At 73.7% G+C, this 17,523-nt stretch carries 17 protein-coding genes and 2 pseudogenes; 6 read left to right on the plus strand and 13 right to left on the minus strand.

Annotation, left to right across the window (positions count from 1 at the left end; translation table 11 throughout):
- Position 1: 1 nt before the first annotated feature.
- Together IO36_RS19285 and IO36_RS19290 are read right to left on the minus strand one after the other, a co-directional pair.
- On the minus strand, positions 2-682 hold the full coding sequence (locus tag IO36_RS19285) for a DUF4389 domain-containing protein (RefSeq protein WP_037621496.1): 681 nt from the start codon (positions 680-682) through the stop codon (positions 2-4).
- A 174-nt stretch (positions 683-856) separates the two neighbouring features.
- Positions 857-1,504, minus strand: coding sequence for a hypothetical protein (locus IO36_RS19290; protein ID WP_158997406.1), 648 nt, complete (start codon positions 1,502-1,504; stop codon positions 857-859).
- Positions 1,505-1,654: 150 nt separating this feature from the next.
- Between IO36_RS19290 and IO36_RS19295 the strand changes: the two genes are divergently transcribed.
- Both IO36_RS19295 and IO36_RS19300 read left to right on the plus strand, forming a co-directional pair.
- On the plus strand, positions 1,655-2,389 hold the full coding sequence (locus IO36_RS19295; protein ID WP_037621952.1) for an SIR2 family NAD-dependent protein deacylase: 735 nt from the start codon (positions 1,655-1,657) through the stop codon (positions 2,387-2,389).
- Positions 2,390-2,473: 84 nt separating this feature from the next.
- On the plus strand, positions 2,474-3,901 hold the full coding sequence (locus IO36_RS19300; protein WP_037621500.1) for an alpha/beta hydrolase family protein: 1,428 nt from the start codon (positions 2,474-2,476) through the stop codon (positions 3,899-3,901).
- A gap of 49 nt (positions 3,902-3,950) precedes the next feature.
- On the opposite strand, the gene IO36_RS19305 is transcribed toward IO36_RS19300, so the two are convergent.
- The 10 genes and pseudogenes from IO36_RS19305 to IO36_RS19350 form a co-directional block, all read right to left on the minus strand.
- On the minus strand, positions 3,951-5,189 hold the full coding sequence (locus tag IO36_RS19305; RefSeq protein ID WP_037621501.1) for a cytochrome P450: 1,239 nt from the start codon (positions 5,187-5,189) through the stop codon (positions 3,951-3,953).
- Positions 5,190-5,220: 31 nt separating this feature from the next.
- Positions 5,221-6,612 carry an NAD(P)/FAD-dependent oxidoreductase gene (locus IO36_RS19310; protein WP_037621503.1) on the minus strand — a complete coding sequence of 464 codons (1,392 nt, stop codon included), beginning with the start codon at positions 6,610-6,612 and terminating at the stop codon, positions 5,221-5,223.
- Positions 6,602-6,859: a ferredoxin gene (locus tag IO36_RS19315; RefSeq protein ID WP_037621504.1), complete on the minus strand. Its 258-nt coding sequence runs from the start codon at positions 6,857-6,859 to the stop codon at positions 6,602-6,604. The genes IO36_RS19310 and IO36_RS19315 overlap by 11 nt, the downstream gene beginning before the upstream one ends.
- Positions 6,860-6,968: 109 nt before the next feature.
- Complete coding sequence (locus IO36_RS19320) at positions 6,969-7,601, minus strand: hypothetical protein (protein ID WP_037621506.1); 633 nt, start codon at positions 7,599-7,601, stop codon at positions 6,969-6,971.
- Between the two features lie 104 nt (positions 7,602-7,705).
- Complete coding sequence (locus IO36_RS19325; protein WP_342455122.1) at positions 7,706-8,704, minus strand: hypothetical protein; 999 nt, start codon at positions 8,702-8,704, stop codon at positions 7,706-7,708.
- A complete protein-coding gene (locus IO36_RS19330) occupies positions 8,701-9,963 on the minus strand; it encodes a glycosyltransferase family 4 protein (protein WP_037621507.1) in 1,263 nt (420 codons plus the stop codon). Before IO36_RS19330 ends, IO36_RS19325 begins: the two co-directional genes overlap by 4 nt.
- A 60-nt stretch (positions 9,964-10,023) precedes the next feature.
- Positions 10,024-10,509, minus strand: a complete 486-nt coding sequence (locus tag IO36_RS19335; protein ID WP_037621509.1) for a methylated-DNA--[protein]-cysteine S-methyltransferase — start codon at positions 10,507-10,509, stop codon at positions 10,024-10,026.
- Between the two features lie 149 nt (positions 10,510-10,658).
- Positions 10,659-12,149 (minus strand): annotated as a pseudogene (locus IO36_RS19340) (DNA-3-methyladenine glycosylase 2 family protein); the annotation flags it as partial.
- 169 nt (positions 12,150-12,318) lie between these two features.
- Positions 12,319-13,248 carry a M48 family metalloprotease gene (locus IO36_RS19345; RefSeq protein ID WP_037621510.1) on the minus strand — a complete coding sequence of 310 codons (930 nt, stop codon included), beginning with the start codon at positions 13,246-13,248 and terminating at the stop codon, positions 12,319-12,321.
- Positions 13,245-13,640, minus strand: coding sequence for a BlaI/MecI/CopY family transcriptional regulator (locus IO36_RS19350; RefSeq protein WP_037621511.1), 396 nt, complete (start codon positions 13,638-13,640; stop codon positions 13,245-13,247). Before IO36_RS19350 ends, IO36_RS19345 begins: the two co-directional genes overlap by 4 nt.
- A gap of 114 nt (positions 13,641-13,754) precedes the next feature.
- Here IO36_RS19350 and IO36_RS19355 point away from each other — a divergent pair, with 114 nt between their 5' ends.
- From IO36_RS19355 to IO36_RS19370, 4 genes are all read left to right on the plus strand, one after another.
- On the plus strand, positions 13,755-14,429 hold the full coding sequence (locus IO36_RS19355) for a DedA family protein (RefSeq protein ID WP_037621512.1): 675 nt from the start codon (positions 13,755-13,757) through the stop codon (positions 14,427-14,429).
- Positions 14,426-15,049, plus strand: coding sequence for a phosphatase PAP2 family protein (locus IO36_RS19360; protein ID WP_037621514.1), 624 nt, complete (start codon positions 14,426-14,428; stop codon positions 15,047-15,049). Before IO36_RS19355 ends, IO36_RS19360 begins: the two co-directional genes overlap by 4 nt.
- 9 nt (positions 15,050-15,058) lie before the next feature.
- The gene (locus IO36_RS19365; RefSeq protein ID WP_037621515.1) at positions 15,059-15,721 is read left to right on the plus strand and encodes a response regulator transcription factor; all 663 of its coding nucleotides are present in this window, start codon (positions 15,059-15,061) and stop codon (positions 15,719-15,721) included.
- A gap of 104 nt (positions 15,722-15,825) precedes the next feature.
- Positions 15,826-17,196 carry a sensor histidine kinase gene (locus IO36_RS19370; protein ID WP_037621516.1) on the plus strand — a complete coding sequence of 457 codons (1,371 nt, stop codon included), beginning with the start codon at positions 15,826-15,828 and terminating at the stop codon, positions 17,194-17,196.
- Between the two features lie 27 nt (positions 17,197-17,223).
- Here the strand turns inward: IO36_RS19370 and IO36_RS48225 are convergent.
- Positions 17,224-17,513, minus strand: a pseudogene (locus IO36_RS48225) (hypothetical protein); the annotation flags it as partial.
- Positions 17,514-17,523 lie beyond the last annotated feature (10 nt).

The raw sequence follows: 17,523 nt of genomic DNA on the forward strand, positions 1-17,523 counted from the left end.
CCTATACGCCGGAGCCCGTCGTCGGGAACTTCGTGAGGGGTGTTGACTCCTGTCCGCCCATGTCGAGGCGGAACGGTGGGTACTCGTCGGTCATCAGCGCGGCGTAGGCGGCTACCCGCGCGGCCCAGCGGGCCAGGCCGAGCAGCAGGTCGAAGAGGTGCATCGGGTACCGGGCCGTGAACAGCAGGACGACCACGGCGACCAGCGAGAGGAAGGGGATCAGGCCGACGCCACGCCAGTTGTCGTTCCAGCCCCACCCGCCGAAGAAGATCCCGACCACGATGTACTGCGGGATCGCCAGCAGCCACCACTTCACCAGGACCAGGCCACGGGAGAGACGCTCGGGGTAGGCGACGTCGAAGCGCGCCGGGTAGCTGGGCACGTCCGCGAGGGTGAAGGGCGGGTACTGATCGGTGCCGAGCGCGGTGTGGGCGTAGTAGGCGACACGCCAGTTCCAGCGCAGCACGCCGACGCTGAAGTCGAAGAGGGACCGGGGGTAGCGGCCGGTGAACAGGATGGCGAAGAACGCCACGATGGTGACGAAGACGAACGCGATCCACAGGAAGAACAGAACGATGTAGTGCGGGATGGCGATGAACCACTTCACCAGCCACATCCATCGGGAGAGCCGGGGATCGAGGAACGCCTCGACCCGCACAGGTGAGGCGGTGCGAGGAATCATGGGGCCGAACTCCTTTCGAGCGTCCCCGCCCGGCGGCCGGCCACGGCTGCCCTCACGCGAACAGGCAAGCGGAAAGGCGATCGCCTGATCATGAATTCAGGCTCGCACGCGAGATGGAGCCCCGCGACTCGACCGACCCCCGCCGGCCTTGAGGAACGAGCCCGTTCGGTTTCGTCAGTACCAGCGGACCTGGCCCGCCGCCCCCTGGCCCGTGCGGGCGGCGTGGGCGAGGACGCGGCGGGGGCCGTCGAGGAGTTCGTCCGCGTCGTGCGACGGATCGTCGCCCAGTCCGGTCATCCACGCGTGGATCCGCTCGATCGCGTCACGACGCGCGCTTCCCTCCAGGGCGAGGGTCTCCTCGACGGCGGGCAGTACGGCGCGGACCTGCCCGGCGTCGAGCAGGAAGTCCCCGAACGGGCCCGGCAGTCGTAGCGTCGCGTCGGGCCCCAGGGCATAGGCCAGGGCGGAGAACGGGCTCGCCTTGCGGGCCGTGGCCGCGAACAGGCCCGCCCCTAGGTCAGCGGGAAACAGTTCCATGACCTCGTCCCGCAGGTGCTCCACGTGGTCGGAGTCGTCCTGGCAGGCGTCCAGGATCGCCCTCAGCCGGATGGCGTCCTCGTCGGCGGTCCAGGAGCCCGGAGAACGTGTCGACGGATCGAACAGGGACGCCCGCCCCGTGCTCCGCCACCAGGCCGGCTCCCCGGACAGGTCGCGGTACGGGTCCACGGGTGCCGCCGGGAAGTCCGGAGCCGTACTGCCGCGCAGGGCCCGGACCGTTCGGTCGGGCACGACGCCGACGATCCACACTCCGGTGACGCTCAACTCCGCCTCCCGCTGCTCCGCCGCCCGAACCCGCACGCGCTCCGGCCCGGCCGGCATCATGCCCTCCCGGTGGAGCGACGCGGACGGCCGGGTCGCCGGGGCCCGGATAACCGGTCGCCGTGGCCGGGTCGGAACCGTACCTTCATGGCCATGAACAGGCCACTCGTCGCCATCCTCAGTGGGGCAGGCATCTCCACCGACTCCGGGATCCCGGACTATCGCGGTCCCAACGGGCTGTGGCGCAAGGATCCCGAGGCCGAGAAGCTCGTGACGTACGAGTACTACATGGCGGATCCGGAGATCAGGCGGCGGGCCTGGCTGATGCGGCGGGACGCCGGGGCGCTGGGGGCCGAGCCCAACGCCGCGCACCGGGCCGTGGCCGACCTGGAGCGGTCCGGAGTGCCGGTACGGGTCCTCACCCAGAACGTCGACGGACTCCATCAGGAGGCCGGCATGCCCGCCCGCAAGGTGCTCGAACTCCACGGCACCGCACGGGTGGTGGTCTGTACGGAGTGTCACGCGAGGACGCCGATGGACGACGCGCTCGCCCGGGTCGACGCGGGCGAGGCGGACCCCGCCTGCGTCACGTGCGGCGGGATCCTCAAGCCCGCGACGGTGATGTTCGGCGAGCACCTCGACCCGGTCGTCCTCGGCGAGGCCGCCGCCATCGCGAAGGCCTGCCAGGTGTTCATCGCCGTCGGCACCACCCTCCAGGTCCACCCGGCGGCCGGCCTCGCGGGCGTCGCCGCCGACCACGGCGCCCGGCTCGTCGTCGTCAACGCCGAGCCGACCCCGTACGACGAACGCGCCGAGGAGGTCGTGCGCGAACCCATCGGCACCGCCCTGCCCGAGCTGCTGCGGCGGATCGGCGCGGCGGCAGGATAGCCACGAGCTCCCAGGGGTCCGTTCGAAGTACCGTCGGGAGCGGCGGGCCGGTGGGTGGCGAGGCCTGCTCCTACGTTCGCTCTCATGACGAACGCGTACACAGACCATGCGCAGGCGCTCACTCGACGGGGCACGCTCGCCGGGCTCGCGGCAGCGGCGGGTACGGTCGCGCTGTCCGCGGCGCCGGCCGCCTCGGCGAGCCCGGCCCCGGCGCTCGCGGCAGAGCGTGACGCCCGCCCTTCGGCCCCGGCTCCCGCACGCGACGCGTCGCCGACACCCGGTGCCATGCAGTTGTTCACGGACCCGGGGCTCAATTTCAACGCGCTGCTCGCGCTCGGGGGCGCCGGGTTCGGTGCGTCCGAGGTCGGCGAGGTGCTCACCGCCGTCAACGCCATCAACGCCGCCGGGGCGAACGAGCAGACCTACACCGCGGAGTTCCGCCGCTGGGGCGACCGGCTGACGGCCACCGCCTCGCCCCACCGGCAGACGCACCGCGCCCACTCGCTGCGCGCCGCCCAGTACTACGGGCAGGCGCTGTTCTTCGTGCTCGGCTCGCAGACCCCGGGTGACGAGAAGAAGCTCTATCTGGCGGGGCGCCGGTCGTGGGACGCCTTCGCGCGGCTGTGCACACCGGCGGCGATCACCGAACAGGTCCCCTACCAGGGCAGGACCTCGATTCCGGTCTGGTTCTTCCGCCCGGACGACTCGGGAAGACCCCGGCCGACCGTCATTCTCACGAACGGCAGCGACGGCCCGAACGTCGACATGTGGACCTACGGGGTCTCCGCCGCGCTCGCCCGCGGCTGGAACGCGCTCGTGTACGACGGCCCGGGCCAGGGCCAGTTGCTCTTCGTCGACCAGCTCGTGTTCAGCCCGCGCTGGGAGCAGGTGGTCTCGCCGCTCGTGGACTGGCTGGAGCGCCGCGGGGACGTCGACGCCCGTCGGATCGCCCTGACCGGTCTCTCCATGGGCGGTGACCTCGCACCGCGGGCCGCGGCCTTCGAGCACCGGATCGCCGCTCTGGCCGCGCTGCCGGGCTGCCTCTCCCCGTGGCTGGGCTTCCCGGAGGGGCTGCGGGACATCGTGACGCCGGACAAGGCGGAGACCAACCGGATCTGGAACGAGGAGGTCGCCCCCGCGCTGACGCCGTCCGAGCAGTTCGTCCTCAAGAAGCGGATCGAGCCCTTCTCGATCCCGGCGATGCTCGAAGCCCGGCGGGGCCGGCTCTTCACCGACTTCTGGACCCCGGCCCAGCGGATCATGGCACTCGACATTACCCGGATCGTGGGCCGCATCAAGTGCCCCACGCTGGTCCTCGACTACGACGACGAGACCTTCTACCCGGGTCAGCCGCGCGCGTTCTTCGACCTGCTGCGTACCCGGAAGGAGTTCCGGCTGATGCGGGCGGCCACCGGTGCCCAGCTGCACTGCTCGCCGATGGCCCCGCAACAGCACTGCGAGGTGGTCTTCGACTGGCTGGAGGACACCCTGGGCCGGGGCGCCCGCGGTTAGGGCGTGTTGCGCCCTAGCCGGCACCGGATCGGGCTTCCCGCGGTGCCTTCTAGGGGCGGATTCCGTCACAGGCGATGTGCAGGTGACGGGGTCCGCGCAGGACGGCGTTCTGGCGGTAGGGGGGCGGGTCGTCCAGGAGGCGGGGGTTCTCCAGCCTCCTGGCCAGCTCCGCCAGCGCGAACTGGGTCTCCAGCCGGGCCAGCGGCGCGCCGAAGCAGCTGTGGATGCCGCTGCCCAGGCCGAGGTGCTGGATGTCGGGGCGGTCCGGGTCGAAGCGGTCCGGGTCCTCGAAGCGCTGGGGGTCGCGGTTGCCCGACGCCAGAACGAGCCACAGGGTGGAGCCCTTGGGGATGGTGACGCCGCGGAGCTCGATGTCGGCCAGGGTGGTGCGCTGGGGCACCAGCTGCACCGGCGGCTCGTAGCGCAGCAGTTCCTCGACGATGGGCACCGCCAGCCGCGGCTCGGCGCGCAGCCGCTGGAGGACGTCGGGATGGCGCAGCAGCGTCAGCATGCCGTTGGTGATCAGGTTGACCGTGGTCTCGTGGCCCGCGATGAGCAGCAGCGCGGCGGTGCTGAGCAGTTCCATCGTGGTCATCGGACCGTCGTCGCCCTGGGCCGTCGCCAGCTGGGAGAGCATGTCGTCCCCGGGGTTCTTGCGGCGCTCCTCGATCAGACCCGCGAGGTACATGCCCAACTGCATTCGGGCGTCCTGCGCCTCCTTGCCCCTGCCGACGGTGTCGGCGTCCGGGTCGGGGTCCAGGCTCGCGGCCAGGGTGTCCGCCCAGACGTGGAAGCGCGCCTCGTCCTCACGGGGGATGCCGAGCAGCCGGCAGATCACCGTCACCGGGAAGGGATACGAGAACTGCTCCACCAGGTCGATGCGTTCCGGGTCGCCGATGCCGTCGATGAGGCCGGTGACGATGTCTCGGAGCTCTCCGCGCATCCCGTCGACGCGGTGGGGGGAGTGCGGCGGGCCGAAGGGCCGGTTCGTCATGCGCCGCAGCCGGTCGTGCTCCGGCGGGTCGAGCTTCAGGAAGCCCGGCGGGAGGGTGCTCTCCTGCGCGGGCGCCTCCGAGGCCAGCGGATCGGCCGCGTTCGAGGCCAGGTTGCGGGCGTCGGAACTGACCCGGGGATCGTGCAGCAGGCCGCGGATCTCGTAGTACGTGCTGACCACGTACGGCCCGTCGGCCTCGTGGTGGACCGGGGTCTTCCTCAGCTCCTTGTAGAGCGGGTACGGATCGGCCCGGTTGGCGTAGTCCAGGATCTGGTGCAGCAGCGTTTGCGTCATGGCGAGTCCTAGGCTCCTCGTGGCCGTGCGGTCAGTGCGCCGGGGTGAACGTCATCCGGCGGTCGGCCGGCGAGTATCCGCTGAGGGTCACGGTGGGGCCGTGGGTGGGGACGGAGGGGTCGGGGAAGTCCGCGTCGAGCGGGCGCTGTCCCTCGGGGCGCCGGTCGACGGTGGCGAACGTCGGCGGGAACGGCGCGGTGGACTCGATCAGCTCCTGGTAGAACGGCAGCCACCGGCCGTGGTCGAAGGCGACGGCGCCGATGACGCGCCCCTGGTATCCGTAGACGCCGAGGAACCGGTGGTCCGTCAGTGAGCCCTGGGCGATGAGGATCTCCGTCCCCATCGACGGGATCCCGACCGACTTGATGTTGACGCCGAACTGCGAGGACCAGAAGGACGGCACCTCCATGTGGGGCAGCCGGTCGGTGCTCTCGCTGAGCATGTTGTGCGCCGCGATCCGGGCCTGGGAGACGGCGTTGCCCCAGTGCTCCAGGGACAGGAACTGGTAGCCGAACAGGGGGTGGGGGCAGCGGGCGACGTCACCGGCCGCGTACACGTCGTCGGTGACGATGCCCCGGATGTCGAAGGCGCGGCATCCCGCGTCGCAGGCGATGCCGCGGGGACCTGCGCCGAGTCCGGACCCGGCGAGCCATTCGGTGTTGCGCAGGGCGCCGAGCGAGACGACCACGACGTCGGCCTCCACGCTGGTGCCGTCGGAGAGCTGCGCGGCGCGCACCCGTCCCGAGGCGTCGCCCTCCAGGGCGGTCACCATGACCCCGGTGCGCAGGTCCACCCCGTGCTCGCGCTGCATCTCGGCGGCGACCGCTCCGACCACCCCGCCGAGCGCGCCGACCAGGGGCGCGGCGCCGCGTTCGGTGACGGTGACGGGGAGGTCGCGTTCGCGGCAGGCGGAGGCGATCTCGGAGCCGGTGAATCCGCCCCCGATGACCAGGACCCGCTTCGGGCCCGCGTCGAGCCGCCGTGCGAGGGCGGCGCTGTCGTCGCGGGTGCGCAGCGAGAAGACGCCGTCGAGTTCCGCCTCGGCCTCGTTGGGCCAGCGCCGCGCCCGTACACCGGTGGCGATCAGCAGACGGTCGTACGGGACCTCGTCGCCGTCGGCGAGCCGGACCCGCCGGGCGGCCATGTCCAGGCCGGTGGCCGGGGAGCCGAGCCGCCAGGTCGCGTCGACGGAGCGGAGCCTGGGCAGCGCGGTGCGGTCGGCGCTCGCCCGGCCCAGCAGCACCTGCTTGGACAGCGGGGGCCGGTCGTAGGGCTCGCAGGGTTCGTCGCCGATCATGGTCAGTGATCCCGCGAAGCCCTTCTCCCGGAGGGTCTCGGCGGCCCGCAGACCGGCCAGCGAGGCGCCGACGACGACGATGCGGCCCTCACGCTTGAGCTGTTCCAGGGAACCGTCACCGGGCACGGGACACCCCCTCGGCCGGCGCGTCCGCGGCGCCGGGCTCCAGGCCGCCGGGTTCCACCGCGTCGACGAGGATGGCCTGGACCGGGCAGGCCGCGGCGGCCCGGTCGAGCTTCTCGCGCGGCGCGTCGTCGGCCTCGGGGTCGTACAGCAGCGCCTCGTCGCCGTGCATGGCGAAGATCTCCGGAGCGAGGAACGCGCATTGCGCGTACCCCTGACAGCGGTTCAGATCGACGGCAATCCTGACCACGGGATCGGTCCTCTCCAAGGGCCCGGTCAACCCTCCTGCGACCACTCTCGGCGGCCGGGCGGGAAGCGGCGACGAGGAGCGGACCGTTCGAGTGAGCGGCGCGGCCCGGTCAGGCCGGGGCGGCGGGCGGTGCCCCGGCGGGATGCCGGCCCCACAGGATGTTCAGGCTCAGCAGCAGCGCCCAGGCCGGGAAGACCAGCTCGGACCAGGGCAGGCCCGTTCCGGCCACGAGCAGGGTCAGGCCCGCCAGATAGCCGATCACGACGAGCGGGCGCGGGAGGATGCCGCGCCGGCGCCCGATGGTCGAGGTCGCGATGATGAACACGGCCGCCATCCGCATCGCGTACGTGGTCAGCAGCGCGTAGGCGAAGTGGCTGCCGAAGGAGGGGCCCTGCTGGCTCTCGCCGAGGACGGTCCCGGCGGCCGCGGCGGCGCCGAACAGCGTGGCGACGAAGACGAGGCCGCTGCCGAGGAACACGGTGGCGACGAACCGGTCCTCGGCGCGGGCCGCCTGTTCGCGCAGGGCGCCCATGAACCACAGGAACGCGATCCCGGAGAACGGCACCAGTTCCAGTGCGGTACGGATGCCGTTGCGCTGTCCGGCGTCAAGGGTCACGCCGTCCCCGCCGTCGGGCAGGGCGAGACGGACGAGCACGATCGCCGCGGCCGTCAGGACCGCGAACACCACCCCGGCCACCCCGGCGGCCCGGGGTGTCGCGAGGTGCTTGAACTTCAGCTCCATGGTCTCCCGCTCTCTGCCTGGGTTCCCTTCGTCCAGACACCAGCGGTCGCGGGGATCACGCCACCGGGGTCACCCGGGAGGAAGAGTGCGGTACCCCGTACAGGTCACGGCCGCCGCTTCACCTCGACGGAGAGGTCGTTGTCGACGGTGTAGTAGGGGCGCAGGACGGCGCCTTCGAGACCGGCCGTGGGGTAGACGACGATGTTCTTGCGGTCGGCCAGGTCGTCGAGGAGCCGGCCGACGCGGATCCGGGGCGCCTTCGCCGCCGGGTGGAGAAAGACGTCCCAGACGCCCGTGCCCGGCGGGGTCGCGGCGGCCAGCTCGGCGTAGTCGACGGTGAAGGAGAAGGCCCGGCCGCCGTCCTCCGCACTGGGCTCCACCGTGCGGACGGTGTCGCCGCCCCGCAGCCGCAGGTGCACGGCCGCCCCGTCCCCGAGCGACGCCCCGTGCAGCCGGGCGCCGACCGTCATCGAACGGCCGGTGACGTCGATGCCCTCGGCCTCGGCGTGGGCGGTGCGCAGCCAGGCGCGCACCGCGAGGTGGCCGTCCTTGGTGACGTAGGGGATCCGGACGGCCAGCGGGGAGGACCGCCGGCGAAGGTGTCCGCCGACGAGGGCCCGCACGTCTCGCAGTCCGGCGCGCGGACGCCGGCGCCCGGACCCCGGTTCCTCGAGGAGGTACACGTCCCAGCGGCCTTCCGCGAGGACGGGGTCCGCGTCCAGGACGGCGTACCGGCGGTCGCCCTCGGACGCGATGCCGAGGACGTGGACGGTCTTCTCGGGCTGCCCCTTCTTCGGTCGCAGCCGCAGCAGGAGCTGTCCCTCGGGCGGCCCGGGCGGCAGGTCGAAGGTGATCCGGCCGTCCGTGTCGATCGCGCAGCCGACATGGGGGCGCGTCGTGTCGTCGCCGCTCAGCGAGCCCGTGGCCTCGTCGCCGCTCAGCGAGCCCGTCGACTCCTCACCGCTCAGCGAGCCCGTCCACTCCTCACCGCTCAGCGAGCCCGTCCACTCCTCACCGCTCGGCGAGCCCGTCCACTCCTCACCGCTCGGCGAGCCCGTCGTGTCCTCACCGTTCACCGGGCGCGTCGCCCCGTCGCCGCTCATGCCCGCCCCCGCAGGGTGCGCAGCACGCGGTCGCTCGCGCCGTGCGCGGCGTCGCGCAGGGCGAAGCCCCGGCCCGCCAGGGCCCGGCGGACACCGGTGCGTTCCCGCAGGACCGGCCGGCCCGCCCTTCTCGCCGACACGGCCTCGGCGAAGAGGCGTTCGGCCCGGGTGACGACGGGGCCGGGGGCGTAGCGCTGTGCGTTGGCGCGGGCCGCGCGGCCCGCGCGCAGGCGCCACTCCTCGTCGCGGACCAGTTCGCGCAGGGCCGCGCCGAGCGCGTCGCGGTCCCCGGCAGGCACGAGCCGGCCGTCGACGCCGTCCTGGATGATCTCGCCCGGTCCGTGCGGGCAGTCGGTGCTCACCACGGGCAGGCCGCAGCTCATCGCCTCGATGATGGTCATGCCGAACGCCTCGTAGTCGGAGGCCGTCACCGCGATCGAGCCCTTGACCCACTCCGCTTCCATGGGGGTCGCCGTGCCCATGAGGAGGACGCTGTCGTACAGGCCGAGGTCCGCGACGAGCCGGCGGAGCCGGTCGTGCTCGTCGCCCTTGCCGTAGATGCGCAGCTTCCAGTCGGGGTGCTCCGCGGCGACCTGGGCGAAGGCCTCGATGAGCAGGTCGTACCGCTTGACGGGGACCAGACGGCCGGCCGCGACGATCACCTTGGCGCTGCCGTCGGCGGGCGGGATCAGGGACTCGGGCACGCTGTTGGGGAGTGCCTCGACGCGGACTCCGGGCAGCGGCATCGTGCGCCGGTAGGCGCCGGCGTCCGCCTCGGTGACGGTCGTGAGCGTGTCCAGCCGGCGGTAGGCCCGGCGCAGGGCGGAACGCAGCCGGGGCGGATGGCCGTCAAGAGTGAGGTGCTCCTGGCCGACGCGCGCGAGGTGCCGCGGGGCCTGGAGGGCGAGCTGCACGTTGAGCCCGGGCCGGGTCCCGACCACCACGTCGGCGTCCGTCGCCGCGAGGTGGTCGCCGATCCTCCGGTCGGTCAACTCGCTGTATTGCCGGTACCGGTACTCGGCGCGGGGGAATACCCGCGCCGGTATCCGGTGCGACGGATGCTCCTCTTCCTGCCTCAGATCCACCAGCGACCGTAAGGCGACTCCGGGATCCAGTGACAGGGTCGGATGCTCGCGGTGGCGCAGGACGGAGACGATCTCCACCTCGTGGCGCGCGGTGAGCGCGCGGGCCAGGTTGAAGGTGGTGCTGATCGTGCCCCCGATCCCGTAGGCGTTGTGGAGCAGAAAGGAGATCTTCATAGCGGTTCAGACCGCCGCGGCCCGGCAAGGGTTGCCGTCCGTTACCAAGACGTTTCGAGGTCAGAAGAGCGCGGATCCGCTCTCGAAGTCCAGGAGTTGACGCTTGCGGTCGAGGCCGCCGCCGTAGCCGGTGAGGCTTCCGCTCGCGCCGATCACCCGGTGGCAGGGCACGATGATCCCGACCGGGTTCTTGCCGTTGGCGAGGCCGACGGCGCGGGAGGCGCCCATGTTGCCGAGGGCTTCGGCGAGTTCGCCGTACGAACGGGTCTCGCCGTAGGGGATCCGCCGGAGCTGGTCCCAGACGCTGCGCTGGAACGGTGTTCCGTGCAGGCGCAGTTCGACGGTGAACTCCTTCAACTCGCCCGCGAAGTAGGCGTCGAGCTGTTCCGTCACCTCGTCGAAAAGGGTGTCGTCGCGCTCGCCGAAGGTCTCCTCGGGCGGGCGGTGGCGCTGGCCGACCATGTGGAGGCCGCACAGGACACCGTCGTCGTCGGCGACGAGCGTCAGGGGGTCGTAGGGGCTGTCGATGACCGTGTGCCGTTTCACTGGGCGTCCTCGGTGCGTGCGGTGCGGGGGGTACGTGGGGTGCGGGCGGCGGCCGGAGTGCGCGCGGCGCGCGGGGGACGGGTCCCGGGCGTCGCCGCCGGGGAGCCGGACGTCGCGGGGCGCGCGGGCCCGGGGCCGCCGGTCTGCGTCGGCAGGAAGTTGATGGGGTGGGTGTCCGTGGCCCACAGGTACTGGACGGCGTAGGCCCGCCAGGGTCGCCAGGAAGCGGCCCGGGCCGTGAGCGCGGCGGGGGTGGACGGGAGCCCCAGGTTCTGCGCGGCGCGCCGGACCCCGAGGTCGGTGGGCAGGAAGGCGTCGGGGTCGCCGAGGGCGCGCATCGCGATCACGTCGGCGGTCCAGGGGCCGAACCCGGGGAGCGCGAGAAGCCGCTCCCTGGCCTGCTCCCAGTCGCTCTCCACTCCCAGGTGCAGGGTTCCGTCGGCGAGTTGGCCCACCAGCGTGGTGAAGGTGGCGCGCCGTGTGCGCGGCATCGCGAGCGACTCGGGGTCGAGGGCCGCGAGCGCCGCCGGCGCGGGGAACAGATGGGTGAGGCCGCCTTCCGGGTCGTCGACCGGATAGCCGTGGGCGGTGACCAGGCGGGCGGCGTGGGTGCGCGCGGCGGCGGTGGAGACCTGCTGTCCGAGCACCGCCCGTACGGCGAACTCGGCCTCGTCGACCGTGCGCGGCACCCGGCGCCCGGGGGCCTTGTCGACGAGCGGGGCCAGCAGCGGGTCCGTGCGCAGCTGGTCGTCGACCGCCACCGGGTCGGCGTCCAGGTCCAGCAGGCGGCGGCAGCGGCTGATCGCGACGGACAGGTCGCGCAGGTCGCTGAGGGTCAGCCGGCAGGCGATGTGGTCCGGCATCGGTGTCAGAGCGGCGACGCCGTGCCCGTACGGCAGCCGCAGGGTCCGCCGGTAGGCACCGTCGCGCCACTCCTCCACCCCGGGTACGGCGGTCGCCGCGAGGTGTCCGAAGAGGTTGTCGGGGTTGAGCGGGGCGCGGAAGGGGAGCCGGAGGTTCAGCACGCCGGGCAGGCCCGGGGCCGCCGTGGCTCCGGCCCGGTGGCGGGGCAGGCGGGCGCGCAGCTCGCTCGGGGACAGCGCGAAGACCTCGCGGACCGTGTCGTTGAAGGTGCGGATGGAGGAGAAGCCGGAGGCGAAGGCGATCTCGGCCATGGGCAGCGGTGTCGTCTCGATGAGCAGCCGGGCCGTCTGGGCGCGCTGGGCGCGGGCGAGCGCCAGGGGTCCCGCGCCGAGTTCGGCGAGGAGCTGCCGCTCGATCTGGCGGGTGCTGTAGCCGAGCCGGGCGGCGAGGCCGGGCACTCCGTCGCGGTCGACGACTCCGTCGCCGATCAGCCGCATCGCGCGGGCCACCAGATCGGCGCGGTGGTTCCATTCGGGCGAGCCGGGGCTGGTGTCGGGGCGGCACCGCTTGCAGGCCCGGAAGCCGGCCTGCTGGCAGGCGGCGGCGCTGGGGTAGAAGGTCATGTTCTGGGGCTTCGGCGGTACGACCGGGCAGCTGGGCCGGCAGTAGATCCTCGTCGTCGTCACCGCGGTGAAGAACCATCCGTCGAAACGCGCGTCCTTCGACTGGACGGCACGCACGCAGCGCTCCGTGTCCGTGTGCATCCCGTTCTGCATGCCTCAAGCATCCGGCACTGCGGAGGGCGGGGGCTGGCGAGAATCCGACATCAACCTTTCCCGCCCGGCGGCCGTCCGGCGAAGTGTCCGGCGGCCTGCGCGGCGACCTGCGAGGGGCGGCTCCCCCGCACCGGACCGGCGGCCCGCGGCGTGACGGCGGCTTCTCGGCTCAGCGGGCCTCCTCGCCCTGGGCGACCTCCACCTCGTGGTGGAAGGCGATGACTCCGGCCCCCGAGGCACCAGCCGAGACGGCGGCGCAGGCGGCCAGCAGGAGGGCGATCAGGGCGGCCGCGCGGGGACGGCGGCGGGGCGTGGCGAGAAGGGCGGCGACCCGCTGGGGGACGGGGCCCGTGGTGGCCGCGGCGGCGAAGTCGGGGCGCCGGGTGCGGGCCCCGTCGGCGGCCAGGGCGGCACGGGCGATGGCCCGGGCGGTCAGTCTGCGGTCCCCGACGGCGAGTGCCGCGGCCTCGTCCGCGGCGCGCTCCGCCGCGAGCGCGACGCTCGCGCGGACGCCGCGCAGTCCCGGGTGGCAATGGGCCGCGAGCTCGGCCACGACGAGGAAGCGGTGGTGGCCGCCCGCGTTGTGGGCCCGCTCGTGGGCGAAGAGGGCCTCGCGCTCGTCCGCGCCGAGGCTGCGCAGCATCGCGGTGGTGACCACGATGCGGTGCGGCCGGCCCGGGAGCGCGTAGGCGTCGGGGTGCGGAGACTCGATGACGCACAGGTCGCCCGCGGCGGGACGGCGGTCGGCCTGGTGGCGCGCGCTGCGGAAGGCGCGCAGCTGGCGCAGGGCCGAGCGGACGACGGTCCAGGCGCCCACGGTGAGCACCCCGGTCGCGGCGGCGGCCGCGGGCAGGACGACGAGGTCCGAGGCGGTGCGCAGCGGGTGGACGAGGTCGCCGAGGCCGGCGAACAGCGGCACCTTGAGCAGTCCCGTCAGGACCAGCGCGCCCAGCGAGGCGACGGAGGCCCCGGCCAGCACGACGAGCGCGAGGGTCACCGACCAGAGGGCGGCCACGGGGGTGAGCCGGTCCAGGCAGCGGCGGGCCACCGGCCCCAGCGCGAAGGGGACCAGCAGGGGGACCATCAGGAGAAGGATCATCCTTCCCCCGGTTCCGGACGCACGTCGAGGTCCGGCTCCAGCAGGTCCCGCAGGAGGCGCTCGTCGTCGGGGCTGAGCTGGGCGACGAAGCGGGCGAGCGCGGTCCCGCGGTCGTCGTCGCGGTCGAGTTCGGTGTGCATGCGGCGCGCGGTGAGGCCGTGCGGGTCCTGGACGGGGAAGTAGGCGTAGCCGCGGCCCAGCCGCTCGCGGCCGACGATGCCCTTCTCGTGGAGCCGGGAGAGGATCGTCGTCACCGTCGTGCGGGCCAGGCCCGAGTCCAGCTCGCTCTGCACGCGTCCCGGCGTGAGCGGCACGCCCGCGGCCCAGAGGGCCGCCATCACGCTGGCCTCCAGCTCGCCGGCCGGCCGGCGTTCGTCCTTGTCACTGCCCATGGGAACGTTCCTCACCCCGCCATCGTCTACAGTTCAGTAGACCGTCTACAGAATTGTAGTCAGTCGGGCGTCTCGACCGTGCCCGCCCCTTCCAGTATGAGAGGGACCGCGACGATGGCCGCACCATTGTTCACAGCGTCCGACCTCGCCGTGAATATTCTCAGCGCGCAGTCCCTGCTCGCCGCCTTCGGTGTGCTGGGCGTGGGCGTGGTGATGTTCGCGGAGACCGGCCTGCTGATCGGCTTCTTCCTGCCCGGCGACTCGCTGCTGTTCACGGCGGGGCTGCTCTGCACCGGGTCCGGGCAGCACGGCCTGAAGCTGTCCCTGCCCCCGCTGCTGATCGCCGCGGCCGTGGGTGCGCTCGTCGGCGCCCAGACGGGTTATCTGATCGGCCGGAAGGCGGGCGGCGCCCTGCTCGCCCGCGGTTCCTCCCCCCGGCTGACGGCGGGCGCGCACCGCGCCGAGGAACTCCTCGGGCGGTACGGCCACGCCAAGGCGATCGTGCTGGCCCGCTTCGTCCCCGTCGTGCGTACGGTGCTGAACCCGATGGCGGGTGCCCTGGGCGTGCCGGTGCGGACCTTTACCGTGTGGCAGGTGGCCGGCGGCCTGGTCTGGAGCCTCGGCCTGACCCTCGCCGGGTACGCGCTGGGCTCCTCGATCCCGAACGTCGACCGCTATCTGCTCCCGATCGTCGCCGTCATCGTGCTGGTGTCCCTGGCCCCTCTCGCCGCCGAGCTGTACCGCTCGCGCCGGCGGGGCGCCACGAACGAGGAGGAGGTCCGGGGATGATCCTGGCATTCGACGGATCCGCGATCGACGGATCCTCCTACCGGTACGTCACCGGTCTCGCGCAGGAGTCCCCCTCCTGGTTCGACGGCCTCGTGTCCTTCTGGTCGTCCTACGGGCTCGGCCTGTTCGCCGTGCTGATGGTGCTGGCGTGGTGGCGGGCCCGGCGGCAAAGCCCCCGGGCCGCGCTGGCGGCGCTGGCCGTGCCGGTCGTCGTGGTCGTGGCGTACCTGGCCGACCTCGGCGTGAAGTCGCTGGTGCGCGAGGACCGGCCGTGCCAGAGCCTGAAGGTGGCGACGCTGGAGGCCTGTCCCGCCCACGGCGACTGGTCGTTCCCGAGCAACCACGCGGCGATCGCGGCCGCTGCGGCCGTCGCGCTGTTCTACATCTCCCGGCGCCTGGGCACCGTGGCCCTCGTGGCCGCCGGCGCGATGGCCGCCTCGCGGGTCTGGGTGGGGGTGCACTATCCGCACGACGTGGCGGCGGGTGTGCTCGTCGGCACCCTGGTCGCGATGGCCCTGGCGGCGTTCCTGCCGCGGCTGCCCGACCTCTCCGGACACCCGCTGGCGGCCTCGCGGCTCGGAGCCCTGCTCCTGGCCCCCCGGCTCGCGAAGAGCGGGTGAGCGGGCCGTATGCGCCGGCGGATCCTGGTCGTCGAGGACGACCACGCGCTGCGTGACGTCCTGCGGCGCGGGCTGCGGGACGAGGGCTTCGACACCGTGCCGGCCCAGGACGGCGCGACCGCGCTGCGGCTGGCCGGGGACGGCATCGACGCGGCCGTCCTGGACGTCGGCCTGCCCGACGCCGACGGACGGGACGTGTGCCAGGCGATCCGGGCCAACGGCTTCCTCTCCCCCGTGATCTTCCTGACGGCCCACGACCACCTCACCGACCGGCTGGCCGGCTTCGCGGCCGGGGGCGACGACTATCTGCCCAAGCCGTTCCATCTGACCGAGCTGGCGGCCCGGCTGCGGGCGGCCCTCAAGCGCGCCGGACCGGGGCCGTCGGGCACCGCCGGCGACCTGGTCCTCGACCCGGTCGCGCACACCCTGACCGTGCGGGGGCACCAGGTCGCGCTGACCCCGACGGAGTTCCGTCTGCTGGCCGCGCTCGTCGCCGCGTCCGGGGCGATCGTCGGCCGGCGGGAGCTGACCCGGGCCGGCTGGCCGGAGGGAGCGCAGGTCAGCGACAACACGCTGGACCAGTATCTGACCCGGCTGCGCCGCAAGCTCCGCGACGGCGGCAGCGAGCTGACGGTCACCACCGCCCGGGGCATCGGACACCGGCTGTCATGAGCCGGGACCACTCCCCCGCGCGGCTTCGGTCCGCGCCGGGTTCCGGGGCCGTGTCCCCGGCCGCCTCCGGAAACGGGCTCCCCGCGGTTTCCGGGGCGCGGGCCGTGTCCTGTGGCGAACGTGTCCTGCGGCGGCGGCCGGGGACCCTGCGGGGCCGGCTCTCGCTGGTCGCGCTGACGACGGCCACCCTGCTGATGGTGATCCTCACGGTGGCGTTCAACACGGTCGTGCGCCAGCGGCTCCAGCACCAGGCGGACGACGAACTGCGCACCCGGGGCACCGCCGTCGCCGCGACCGTCGACACCAGCGGCCCCCGGGTCCGCCTCCTGGAGACCCCGGGCGAGGAACTGCTCGACGCGAACGTGTGGATCTACGCGGGCGGCCGGCTCCTGGAACGGCCCCCGTCGGCCTCGGCCACGGGCCGGCTCACCCGCGCGGCCGGCGCACTCGCCGCCCGGGGCGGGACGGGCTGCGTCACCTCCGGCGGGCACGGCCCGGTCCGGCTGTGCGCGCGGCCGGTGCCGGGGGAAGGGACGGGGGCGACCGTCGTCACCGCGCTCGACCTGTCCCCCTACCGCGCTTCGGCCGACACCCTGCTCTTCGCCTCGCTCGCCCTGGACGCCGTCATGCTCGCCTGCACGTACGCGCTCACCCGGCTCGCGGTGGGGCGCGCCCTGCGTCCCGTGCGCACCATGACCGACCAGGCGACCCGGTGGAGCGCCGTGGCCTCCGAGGAACGCTTCGGGAGCGTCGCCCGGCCCGACGAACTCGCCCGGCTGGGCGGATCGCTGGACGCGCTGCTCGACCGCATCCGGGCCCTGCTGCGCCATGAGCGCCAGCTCACCCGGGAGCTGTCGCACGAACTGCGCAACCCACTCGCCCGGATCATCGCCGAGCTCGACTGGTTGCGGTCGCGGCCGCGGTCGGCCGAGGAGACCCGGGCGGCGCACGAGGCGGTGGCGGACGCGGCCCTTTCCATGCGCACGATCTGCGACACGCTGCTGGACGACGCCCGCGACAGCGCCGCCGCCGTACCGGGCACCGGCGAGGTGGTGCCCGTGCTGCGCCGGCTCGCGGACCGGGCCGCGGCGGCCCCGCCGGAGGTGGAGATCGCCGTCGAGGGTCCGGACGCGGGGCTGGTGGCCGGGGTGCCGGACGCCCTGCTGGAGCGGATCGTCAGCCCGCTGCTCGACAACGCGCTGCGGCACGCCCGCTCCCGGGTCGTGATCCGGGCCGCGGCGCGCCCCGGCGGCGTCCGGGTGGAGGTCGGCGACGACGGACCGGGCGTCCCGGCGTCGTTCGCGCCGTACCTCTTCCTGCCGGGGCGGCGCGCCGATCCCGGGGACGGACACGGCGGAGCGGGCCTCGGGCTGCCGCTGGCGCGGCGCCTGGCCCGGTCCGCGGGCGGCGAGGTCCACCACGAGGAGGCGGGCACCCCGGGCGCGACCTTCGTGGTCGGGCTCCCGGCGGGGTGAGGGCGGCCCGACGGGAGCGGCCCGCGCTCAGTTCGCCCGGAGGGCGGACCGGTCGGCGGCGGACACGTCCCGCCGGGCGATCGCGAGGAAGACCACCAGCCCGAGGATCACGGTCAGGAACAGCACACGGGTGACGACGGTGCCCAGGCCCAGACCGCCGCCGTCTCCGGTCGGCTGCGCGAGGTGGTCGCCGACCGACGCGCCCAGCGGCCGGGTCAGGACGTACGCGGTCAGGTGCTGAGCACGGCGTTCAGGCCGAGGGCGAAGTGCGCCACGGCGACCGCGCCGATCGCGAGGGCGAACAGCACGGCGGAGACCCGGTGCGGG

This window comes from Streptomyces aureus (genome assembly GCF_000725495.1).
Lineage (GTDB): Bacteria > Actinomycetota > Actinomycetes > Streptomycetales > Streptomycetaceae > Streptomyces > Streptomyces aureus_B.

What these genes read in the sequence shown, in the direction of transcription:
- IO36_RS19285 (WP_037621496.1), bottom strand. Translation starts at nt 682, where the DNA reads ATGATTCCTCGCACCGCCTCACCTGTGCGGGTCGAGGCGTTCCTCGAT.
- IO36_RS19295 (WP_037621952.1), top strand. Translation starts at nt 1,655, where the DNA reads ATGAACAGGCCACTCGTCGCCATCCTCAGTGGGGCAGGCATCTCCACC.
- IO36_RS19300 (WP_037621500.1), top strand. Translation starts at nt 2,474, where the DNA reads ATGACGAACGCGTACACAGACCATGCGCAGGCGCTCACTCGACGGGGC.
- IO36_RS19305 (WP_037621501.1), bottom strand. Translation starts at nt 5,189, where the DNA reads ATGACGCAAACGCTGCTGCACCAGATCCTGGACTACGCCAACCGGGCC.
- IO36_RS19320 (WP_037621506.1), bottom strand. Translation starts at nt 7,601, where the DNA reads ATGGAGCTGAAGTTCAAGCACCTCGCGACACCCCGGGCCGCCGGGGTG.
- IO36_RS19325 (WP_342455122.1), bottom strand. Translation starts at nt 8,704, where the DNA reads ATGAGCGGCGACGGGGCGACGCGCCCGGTGAACGGTGAGGACACGACG.
- IO36_RS19330 (WP_037621507.1), bottom strand. Translation starts at nt 9,963, where the DNA reads ATGAAGATCTCCTTTCTGCTCCACAACGCCTACGGGATCGGGGGCACG.
- IO36_RS19345 (WP_037621510.1), bottom strand. Translation starts at nt 13,248, where the DNA reads ATGATCCTTCTCCTGATGGTCCCCCTGCTGGTCCCCTTCGCGCTGGGG.
- IO36_RS19350 (WP_037621511.1), bottom strand. Translation starts at nt 13,640, where the DNA reads ATGGGCAGTGACAAGGACGAACGCCGGCCGGCCGGCGAGCTGGAGGCC.
- IO36_RS19355 (WP_037621512.1), top strand. Translation starts at nt 13,755, where the DNA reads ATGGCCGCACCATTGTTCACAGCGTCCGACCTCGCCGTGAATATTCTC.
- IO36_RS19360 (WP_037621514.1), top strand. Translation starts at nt 14,426, where the DNA reads ATGATCCTGGCATTCGACGGATCCGCGATCGACGGATCCTCCTACCGG.
- IO36_RS19365 (WP_037621515.1), top strand. Translation starts at nt 15,059, where the DNA reads ATGCGCCGGCGGATCCTGGTCGTCGAGGACGACCACGCGCTGCGTGAC.